The 9,141-nt window shown below is 66.4% G+C and carries 8 protein-coding genes and 1 pseudogene; 4 read left to right on the forward strand and 5 right to left on the reverse strand.

Features of this window, described 5'->3' with window-relative positions; genetic code table 11:
• On the reverse strand, positions 1 to 282 hold a 282-nt coding region (locus WB785_RS11500; protein ID WP_424079249.1), incomplete at its 3' end, for an FHA domain-containing protein.
• A gap of 117 nt (positions 283 to 399) precedes the next feature.
• Positions 400 to 888 (reverse strand): MarR family winged helix-turn-helix transcriptional regulator, encoded by a 489-nt coding sequence (locus WB785_RS11505; protein ID WP_424079251.1) that lies wholly within the window; start codon positions 886 to 888, stop codon positions 400 to 402.
• Positions 889 to 1,011: 123 nt separating this feature from the next.
• Here WB785_RS11505 and WB785_RS11510 point away from each other — a divergent pair, with 123 nt between their 5' ends.
• Positions 1,012 to 3,048, forward strand: a complete 2,037-nt coding sequence (locus tag WB785_RS11510) for an ATP-binding cassette domain-containing protein (RefSeq protein WP_424079252.1) — start codon at positions 1,012 to 1,014, stop codon at positions 3,046 to 3,048.
• Positions 3,045 to 3,887, forward strand: a complete 843-nt coding sequence (locus WB785_RS11515; RefSeq protein ID WP_424079254.1) for a CbiQ family ECF transporter T component — start codon at positions 3,045 to 3,047, stop codon at positions 3,885 to 3,887. Before WB785_RS11510 ends, WB785_RS11515 begins: the two co-directional genes overlap by 4 nt.
• A gap of 175 nt (positions 3,888 to 4,062) precedes the next feature.
• On the opposite strand, the gene WB785_RS11520 is transcribed toward WB785_RS11515, so the two are convergent.
• From WB785_RS11520 to WB785_RS11530, 3 genes are read right to left on the reverse strand one after another with little or no spacing between them, the layout of a single operon-like run.
• Positions 4,063 to 5,403 (reverse strand): ABC transporter substrate-binding protein, encoded by a 1,341-nt coding sequence (locus WB785_RS11520; RefSeq protein WP_424079255.1) that lies wholly within the window; start codon positions 5,401 to 5,403, stop codon positions 4,063 to 4,065.
• Positions 5,400 to 6,224 (reverse strand): carbohydrate ABC transporter permease, encoded by an 825-nt coding sequence (locus WB785_RS11525; RefSeq protein WP_424079256.1) that lies wholly within the window; start codon positions 6,222 to 6,224, stop codon positions 5,400 to 5,402. The genes WB785_RS11520 and WB785_RS11525 overlap by 4 nt, the downstream gene beginning before the upstream one ends.
• On the reverse strand, positions 6,211 to 7,071 hold the full coding sequence (locus WB785_RS11530) for a carbohydrate ABC transporter permease (RefSeq protein ID WP_424079258.1): 861 nt from the start codon (positions 7,069 to 7,071) through the stop codon (positions 6,211 to 6,213). Before WB785_RS11530 ends, WB785_RS11525 begins: the two co-directional genes overlap by 14 nt.
• A gap of 33 nt (positions 7,072 to 7,104) precedes the next feature.
• Here WB785_RS11530 and WB785_RS11535 point away from each other — a divergent pair, with 33 nt between their 5' ends.
• Both WB785_RS11535 and WB785_RS11540 read left to right on the forward strand, forming a co-directional pair.
• Positions 7,105 to 8,622, forward strand: a complete 1,518-nt coding sequence (locus tag WB785_RS11535) for a TldD/PmbA family protein (protein WP_424079259.1) — start codon at positions 7,105 to 7,107, stop codon at positions 8,620 to 8,622.
• Positions 8,619 to 9,141: pseudogene (locus WB785_RS11540) on the forward strand (TldD/PmbA family protein); the annotation flags it as partial. The gene WB785_RS11535 and the pseudogene WB785_RS11540, both read left to right, overlap by 4 nt.

The raw sequence follows: 9,141 nt of genomic DNA on the forward strand, positions 1-9,141 counted from the left end.
CTCCGGATCGCCGAGAGTGATCGCTTTGCCGTCGTGGATGAAGACCGTGGACATTCGCACGCCGTCGACATAGATGCCGCCTTCGCCGCGATCGACGGCGATCCACTGCCTGCCGTTGTGATGCACCACGACGTGGGTGGACGAGGTGGATGTGGCCGTGCCGTCGACGCGGATATCGGCTCGGTTGTCGCGGCCAATGGTCACGTCCCGGCCAACCGGAAAGGTGTATCTGTTGGGGCCGAACCAAACGATCAGGGGGGAAGCGAATGCTTCCGTCGGCATAGCCACCACCTTCCGCGCCCATCGCGTTGGGCCGAGTGAGGGTTCATCTACCGCCATAATGCCCCGGAACACCCCAGGGGGCTGCCGCCGCTGGCCTTTCGGCCCAGCTACCAGCCGCTATCGAGTTCCGCCCGGTCGCGGGGCCGGCGCCGCATCCTCGAGGAGCTGGCGCAACACCGCGACGGCTTTCGCCAACGTCTGGCGGTCCGCCGCACCGAGTTTGCCAAGTTGCGGCTCGATCGCCGCGGCCCGGTCGACCCGCACGCGGTTGAGTGTGCGCATGCCCTCGGGCGTGATCCGGATGCGGACTGCCCGGGCGTCGCCGGGGTCGACGGTCCGCGCCACGAGGCCGGCATCTTCGAGCCGTCGCACTTGGGTGGTCATGGTCGGCTGTGAGCAGTGGTCCACGGCGGCAAGATCACAGATCCGCGCTTCACCGTGGGCGTCGATGGTCGACAGTAACCGGGCCTGTGCGGCCGGCAACTGCATCTGGATGCGCTGGGTGGCATAGCGGTTGAGCCGGGCGACCACGGCGAGTAGATCCGCGCCCAGACCGCCGCCGGTCTCCCCGGCTGCGCCGCGATCGGCGGTTGCGGATGTCATCATGCGTCCATAGTTGCATAGCTAGGCTATCTAGGCCACGAACCGGCAAATTTCGATGGGCGAACTCGGGTGACCCGCCACGCTCGACGCGCGGGGAACTGCGGAACAACTGGCACAATTGGTGCAATGAGCGCGCCGTGCCCCCTGACGACTTCCCGAGGGGCGCGATCGCTGAAGCCAGGCGAACTCGCGCAGTCAGCAGTCATGGCGGCACTTTGCGCGGCGACCGCGATCCTTGCCGTCGTCGTGCCGTTTGCCGGCGCACTGTCTCTGCTGGGCACCGTCCCGATGGGGCTGCTTGCTTACCGCTACCGGCTCCGCGTGCTGATCGCCGCTACGGTCGCCGCCGGGGTGATCGCCTTCCTGATCGCGGGTCTCGGCGGTTTGATGACCGTCGTCAACAGTGCCTACGTCGGTGGCCTGACGGGCATCGTCAAGCGCAGGCGCCGCGGCACCCCGACCGTGCTCGCCGCGGCGTTCGTCGCCGGGACCGTGTTTGGCGCCGCGATGGTGGGCGCGCTGGCCGTGTTGAGTCGGTTACGGCACCTGATCTTCGACGCGATGAGCGCCAACGTGGACGGCGTGGCGGCCGTCCTGACGTGGGCGCGGCTCGACCGGCTCGCTTTAGACCTGAAGCACTTCTTCGCCGAGGCGCTGCACTACTGGCCATGGCTGCTGCTCGGCCAGTCGGTGCTCGGAATCATGGGCGTCTCGTTGATTGGGTGGTGGGCGCTGTCTCGCGTGCTGGAGCGCATGCGCGGCATCCCCGATGTGCACAAACTCGATGCACCGGTCGAGACGGCACCGATCGCCCCGGTACCAGTCCGGCTGGACGACGTGCGATTTCGCTACCCGGGCGCCGATCACGACGCGCTGCGGGCGGTCAGCCTGGATGTGCAGGTCGGCGAACACGTCGCTGTCACCGGCGCCAACGGCTCGGGCAAAACCACACTCATGCTGATGTTGGCCGGCCGGGAGCCGACTTCTGGGACGGTGCAACGCCCCGGCGCGGTGGGGTTGGGTCGGCTAGGCGGTACCGCGGTGGTCATGCAGCACCCGGAGAGCCAGGTGCTGGGGACGCGGGTGGCCGACGACGTGGTGTGGGGTCTGCCGCCCGGAACGGCAATCGACGTTGGCAGGTTGCTGACTGAGGTGGGTCTGGACGCGCACGCCGAACGCGACACCGGCAGCCTGTCGGGTGGTGAATTGCAGCGGCTGGCAGTGGCTGCAGCACTGGCTCGGGAGCCGGCGCTGCTGATCGCCGACGAGGTCACCAGCATGGTCGACCAGCAGGGCCGGGAAGCGCTGCTAGGAGTGCTATCCGGTCTGAAGAAGCAGCACCGCACGGCGCTGGTTCACATCACGCACTACAACAATGAAGCCGATTCTGCTGACCGCACAATCAATCTCAGCGACTCCGGTGACAACACCGACATGGTAGAGACCACCGCCGCGCCGGCATCAACCGCCGCGATCGGCCACAACTCCGGCGCGCCGGTGCTCGAACTCGCCGGTGTCGGGCACGAATACAGCAGTGGGACCCCGTGGGCGAAGGCTGCGCTGCGCGACGTCAGCTTTACGGTCCACCAGGGGGATGGACTACTTATTCACGGCGGCAACGGCTCGGGCAAGTCGACGCTGGCGTGGATCATGGCGGGGCTCACGGTACCGACCACGGGAACCTGTCTGCTTGACGGCCGACCCACCCATGAGCGGGTCGGGGCGGTTGCGTTGTCGTTTCAGGCCGCCAGGCTGCAGCTGATGCGCAGCCGCGTCGACTTGGAAGTTGCCTCGGCGGCCGGGTTTTCGCCCAAAGACCATGACCGCATCGTGACCGCGCTGGCCGTTGTCGGACTGGACGGTGCGCTGGCAAAGAGGCGCATCGACCAGCTCAGCGGCGGTCAGATGCGCCGGGTGGTGTTGGCCGGCCTGCTGGCGCGCTCGCCGCGGGCATTGATCCTCGACGAGCCGCTGGCGGGCCTGGACGCCGCCACCCAACGCGGCCTGCTACGGCTGCTGGAGGAACTGCGCCGCGAGCAGGAGCTGACCGTCGTTGTCATCTCTCATGATTTCGCCGGGTTGGAGGAGCTGTGCCCGCGGACCGTGCATCTGCGCGACGGTGTCCTCGAGCCGGTTGCGACGACGGCGGGAGGCTGGTCATGACCGCGCCCTCAACAGGTGAGCGCCGCGACCGGCGGTCCAATCGCCCGATGGTGCTGCTGCGTCCGGTGCCCGGTACCTCGGCAGTCCACGAGCTATGGGCCGGTACCAAACTGCTGGTGGTCTGCGGCATTTCGGTTCTGCTGACGTTCTATCCCGGGTGGATCGCAATCGGGCTGGTTGCGGCATTGGTGCTGACGGCGATTCGGATCGCGCACATTCCGCGGGGGGCGCTGCCGTCGGTACCGCGCTGGCTGTGGCTTTTGCTGGCCATCGGCGGCATCACCGCGGCGTTCGCCGGCGGCTCTCCGGTTGTCGAATTGGCCGGGGTTCCACTCGGATTCGGCGGCCTGTTCAATTTTCTGCGCATCACCGCGTTGTCGATCGTGTTGCTGGGTCTGGGAGCGATGGTGTCCTGGACGACAAACGTCGCCGAGATAGCGCCGGCCGTGGCCACTTTGGGCCGCCCATTGCGACTATTGCGGATACCGATCGACGAGTGGGCCGTCGCGTTGGCGCTCGCATTGCGCGCCTTTCCGATGCTGATCGACGAATTCCGGGTGCTCTACGCGGCGCGCCGGTTACGGCCCAAGCCGGTTGCGTTGACCCGCCGGGCACGTCGCAGGCGTCGCGCGTTGGAATTGATCGACCTGATCGCCGCGGCCATCACCGTGACATTGCGTCGCGCCGACGAGATGGGCGATGCGATCACGGCGCGCGGCGGTACCGGTCAGATTTCGGCCGCGCCGGCGCGGCCGAAACTGGCTGACTGGCTGGCGCTCTCGATCACGGTGGCGATCTGCGGCGCGGCGATCGCATTGGAAATACCGCTGGGCCGCTAGCCGCGGGTTGGGCGTCACAAGAGTCACGCCAGTCTCTGCGGGTTGCGGTGTTCGGTGTGCCCGCCGACGAGCGACAAAACCGCCCCATGCCTACTTGTCGCTCAGAGGCGGGCAAACTCTACACCGGTTCGTCGCAGGGATTAACGTGACAGATGCGACTTCTGCGGCTTGCCGCCTAACGGCGTGCCGCGGCATTGGCCGCGTTCTGTGCTTGGCGCAGGGTGGTCGGCACATCACTTCGGCCCAGGAACATCTCGTCGAAATACGGTTTGAGCACCTGATTCCCGGCGGCGAAGCCAGCGCCGCCAGGCGCAGCGATGCGCGGCCCGTTCAATACCGTGAAGAACGGCCGCACGTCGACGTTCTTTGCGGCCCAGTAATCGAAGTACACCCGCTGGGCCGATCGCACAGCGGGAATCGCGCCGCCATGCCGACCGACGTATTGATTACCCTCGTTGCTACCCATCCACGACAGCACCTGACGCACCGCGTCGGGGTGCACACTCGCGGAATTGCCGGCCGCGGCAATGCCGTTGGTGACGGAGACGCGGCCTTTGGGCCCTTCGGGCAGCATTGCCACACCCCACCGGAAGCCGGCCTGGTCAGCGACCGCCGCGAGGTTGTAGGTGCCGGACTGGAAGAGTGCCATCCGGCCGGCCAGGAACTGGTTTCGGGAGAAGTCGCCGTTGTCGTTGGTGTCCGAGGCGGGTGGTGCGACATGGTCGCCGTTGATCAGCCTGACCAGGTAGGTGAAAGCCTCGACCGCGCCGGGGTTGTCGAACGCGAAACGATCACCATTCTGAAACACGCCTCCGGCCGAGCCGATGTAGTTCAGGTAGATCCCTTGCGCGTCGTTGGCCGCGTTATATGCCCACTGCCGGATCCGCCCGGCGTCGAAACCCGGTGTGGCAGCGGTGTGTCCATCGGCGTCGACCGTGAGCCGGGCCAGCAGAGGGCGCAGGGTGTCGGCGCCGTCCGGGCTCCACCGCAGCGCCGCCAAATCGGCCGGGTCGACACCGGCGGCGGCGAGCAGATCGGCGTTGTAGTACACCGCGATTCCGGCATCGGTTAGTTGGGGGACGGCCCACAGCACTCCGCGACGGGTGAACTGCTCGACCACCGACGGTTCCCACGCCGATGCGGCACTCGCACCAAGGCTCTTCCCGATATCTATCAGCCGGCCGCTATCGGCGTATCCGGCGAGATACGCATTGGAGATCCAGAAAATGTCGTCGGCGCTACCGCCCGCGACGTCGGTGCGCAGCGTGTTGAAGTAGGTGGAGTAGGACACCACATGGGTGTGCACTTCGATGTCGGGATGCGCCCGGGTGAACGCCGCAAACGACTCCCGATAAGCGGCCGCCACCTGCTCGTCCCACAATCGAACGGTGACCACGGTCTTACCGCCGCGCGGCCGGGCCGAGATGTCCAACAGCACCGCTGTCGCGGCGAGCAACACGGCGACGAACACTAAAGCGAGTGCAAAGAGCGTGGAAAACCGTGGCCGGTAGCTCATTTGAGCCCCGTCACGACGATCGATCGCACGATGTGACGCTGGAAAAACACAAACAGCACCAAAAGCGGCACAATCGCCACAGCCGTGGCAGCCATCACCAGCGTCCATTGGGCGTTATACCGCGACTGCAGCGCAGCAGTCGCCACCGTCAGCACCTGCCACTTGGCGCCGGTGGTGATCACCAGCGGCCACATGAAGTGATGCCATTGCGACACCACGGTAATCAGCATCAGCGTGACCAGGACTGGTCGGCTGGCGGGCAGCACCACGTGCACGATGACGTCCAGCGTGTTAGCGCCGTCGAGATACGCGGCGTTGATCAGGTCATCGGGTATCGCGCGAAAGTACTGGCGCAAAAGGAAAATCGCGTAAGGCGAGCCGAACATGTATGGCAACACCAACGCCCAAAAGGTGTTGCGCATCCCCAGCTGAGCCATCATCAGATACAGCGGCACCACCGTCACCGAGCTGGGCACCATCAACGTCGCGATATAGACCCAAAACAGGGCGTCGCGGCCGGGAAAGCGGAGCCGAGCGAACGCGTAAGCGGCAAGCACCGAAAACGTCAGCTGCCCAAGCAGAATCACCGCCGTCATCAACGTCGTCACCGCCAGGGCCCGACCGAAACCCGCGCCGCCCAAGTCGGCGTAATTGGCCAGCGTCGGCGGTCGCGGCCAGGCCAACGGTGTGCCGGTTGCGAATTGGTGCGCGGAGGTGAATGAAGTGAGCAAGCCGAGCGCAAACGGCGCCAGCGTGACTAGCGCACCCAGCACCAGGCCGACGTAAACCAGAACTGCCGACGGCGATTTAGGTGAGGTCATAGCTGATCCGTCGACGGAAGTACAGATGTTGGACCACGGTGATGCCGACCAGGATGCCGAACAACACCACCGCCATCACCGCCGCCCGGCCGATCGCCGCAGCCCCGAACGCCTCGGCGTAGATGCGGTGCGCGACCAGATCGGTGTGGTTATCGGGTCCGCCGCCGGTCAGCGCGTAGACGGTGTCGAAAACCTGTGCGGCACTGATGACTCCGGTGACTAGCACGAAAAACATGGTGGGCCGCAGCATCGGTAGTGTGATGCGCCGGAATTGCTGCCAGGCGGTGGCCCCGTCGATGCGTGCCGCGGAGTGAATGTCGGTGGGGATCGCCAGGATGCCGGCGAGGAAGAACAGGGCGACGTAGCCGACATTGGCCCATACGACCACCGCCGACACGACCGGCAGCGCCAGACCGGGATCGGTGAGCCATTCGATGCGATGGCCCAGCACGGTGCTCACGGCGCCATCGGTGGGCGCCAGGATCCAGCGCCACATCACCGCGATCGCCAGCGGGACGCAGATCCACGGCAGCACGTAGAGCGTGCGGAACAATCCGCTGGCGGGCAGCTCGCGGGCCAGTAACGACGCCGCCAACAGCCCGAGCACCGTCTGGGTGGGGACCACGATCGCAACGAACATCAGCGTGACAAGCAGTGAATTGCCGAACGCCGAGTCGCTGAGCACCGAGCGCCAGTTCTCGCCCCCGACATACTCGATCGACCCGAGCAGGTCCCAGCGGTGCAGGCTCAGCCACACCACCACCAGGATCGGCAGCAGCAAAAACGCGACCACCCCGAACAGGCTGGGGGCGAGCAGCGCATAGCCCAGCGCGGTCGATCGGCGCATGAGGGTATTAAACCGGCTCGTTACGGTGGAGGTGTGACACCGAACCGGGGGATCGATGCCGACTTTCTCGACCTGTCCCGCCACGAACTTGCCGACGCCGCGCTGTCGGCGGCGACTGCGGCCGGCGCCAGCCACGCCGACCTGCGGATTCACCGGCTCATCACCGAGGTCATCCACCTGCGCGACGGCGAGCTGGAGACCGCGGTGCTCAGCCGCGAGCTCGGCGTGGCGGTCCGAGTGGTCGTCGAGGGGACCTGGGGATTCGCCTCGCACGCCGAGCTGTCGCCGACCGTTGCGGCCGACACGGCGCGACGGGCTGTCGGGGTGGCCAGGACGCTCGCGGCGCTGAACACCGACCCCGTCGAGCTGGCAGCCGAGCCGGTGTACAACGACGTCATCTGGGTCTCGAGTTATGGGATCGACCCGTTCGCGGTGACCACCGCCGACAAGATCGCCGTACTTGACGAGTACTCCGGGAGGTTGATGGCCGCCGACGGCGTGGACCACGTGTCGGCCAGCCTGAACGCTGTCAAGGAGCAGACGTTTTACGCCGACACATTCGGCTCGTCGATCACCCAGCAGCGGGTGCGGCTGATGCCCGTCCTGGAGGCGGTCGCCATCGACACCGGAGGCTGCGGGTTCGACTCGATGCGCACGCTGGTGCCGCCGATGGGCCGCGGCTGGGAGATGCTGGCCGGCGACGAAATCTGGAACTGGACCGACGAGCTGGCGCAGATGCCGTCGCAGCTGGCCGAAAAAATCAAGGCGCCCAGCGTGACACCCGGCCCAACCGACCTGGTGATCGACCCCACGAACCTGTGGCTGACGATCCACGAATCCATCGGACACGCAACCGAATACGATCGTGCCATCGGCTACGAGTCCGCTTACGCCGGCACCTCGTTCGCCACCCCGGACAAGCTCGGCAGCTTACGCTACGGATCGCCGGTGATGAACGTGACCGCCGACCGAACTGTCGAATTCGGTTTGGCCAGCGTCGGTTACGACGACGAGGGAGTGGCCGCCCAAAGCTGGGATCTGGTGCGCGACGGCACCTTCGTCGGTTATCAACTGGACCGGGTGTTCGCACCACGGTTGGGGCTGGCGCGCTCCAACGGCTGCTCGTACGCCGACTCGCCGCATCATGTACCGATTCAGCGGATGCCCAACGTCTCGCTGCAACCCAGCCCGGAGGACCGCAGCACCGCTGATCTGATCGCCCGCGTCGATGACGGCATTTACATCGTCGGCGACCGATCGTGGTCGATTGATATGCAGCGGTACAACTTTCAGTTCACCGGGCAGCGGTTTTACCGTATCCGCAATGGACGCCTGGACGGCCAGCTTCGCGACGTCGCCTATCAGGCCACCACCACCGATTTCTGGAATTCGATGGAAGCTGTTGGCGGGCCGTCGACTTGGCGCCTCGGCGGGGCGTACAACTGCGGTAAAGCTCAGCCCGGTCAGGTGGCCGCGGTCAGCCATGGCTGTCCGTCGGCGCTGTTCCGCGGCGTCAACGTGCTTAACGCCCGCATCGAGGCCGGCCAATGATCAGCGCGCAGGAGGTGATCGACATCGCGCTGGAAGCCGCGGCGCGGCGGGGACGCGCCGACGAGACGATCGTGCTGGTCACTGACCGGCTGGCGGCGTCGCTGCGGTGGGCGAACAACTCGATGACCACTAACGGCGTCTCGACGGCCCGTCACACAACCGTGATTTCGATTGTCCGCCATGGCGATAGCGCACGGGCGGGCTCGCTGACCTCATCCGAGGTGGACCCGTCGGTGATCGAGGACTTAGTCGCCGCGTCGCAGGCGGCTGCCGTGGCAGCGCCGGATGCCCGCGACGCTGCGCCGCTGCTAGCCGGCGACGGCGCACCGCCCGACTGGGATGCTCCGACGCCGGGCACTGGCCCCGAGGTGTTCGCCGACGTCGCCCGTGGCCTGAGTCGCGGCTTCCGTGGCACCGACCAGTTGTACGGTTTTGCCCGGCACGCGCAGGAGACGGTGTATCTGGCGACATCGGGCGGATTGCGGCGCCGCTACACCCAGCCCACCGGGTCGGTGGAGA

This window comes from Mycobacterium sp. (genome assembly GCF_049585075.1).
In the GTDB taxonomy this organism is placed as follows: Bacteria; Actinomycetota; Actinomycetes; order Mycobacteriales; family Mycobacteriaceae; genus Mycobacterium.